The following is a 339-nucleotide window of genomic DNA, read 5'->3' on the forward strand; positions in this document are numbered from 1 at the left end:
CCCCGCCTGTCCACGGCGTGGCTGGAGTCGGGTCCGGCCGCGATCCGGGCCAACGCCTCCGAGACCATCGCGCTCGCCGGCACGGGGGCGGGCGGCCGGGGCGTCGACTCGACCGAGGAGGTGGCCGCCGCGGAGCCCGCCGCCCGGGATCTCTCCGCGCGGTCCGGTGCGGTGGTGGCGGTGACGGGGCCGCGGGACCTCGTCGTCACACATCACGACGGCCTCGAGCGCGCGACGTGGGTCGAGTCGGGTCACCCGTTGCTGCAGAAAGTCATCGGCACGGGGTGCGCTCTGGGCGCGCTCACCGCGGCCTACCTCGGGGCGGCGCGCGCGGCCGGT

The 339-nt window shown here is 77.6% G+C and carries 1 protein-coding gene; it reads left to right on the top strand.

The features are described 5' to 3' along the window. A partial coding sequence (locus tag HMPREF3086_RS19495) for a hydroxyethylthiazole kinase (RefSeq protein ID WP_246830898.1) occupies nucleotides 1-339 on the top strand: 339 nt, incomplete at both ends.

The organism is Dietzia sp. HMSC21D01 (assembly GCF_001815995.1).
In the GTDB taxonomy this organism is placed as follows: Bacteria; Actinomycetota; Actinomycetes; order Mycobacteriales; family Mycobacteriaceae; genus Dietzia; species Dietzia cinnamea.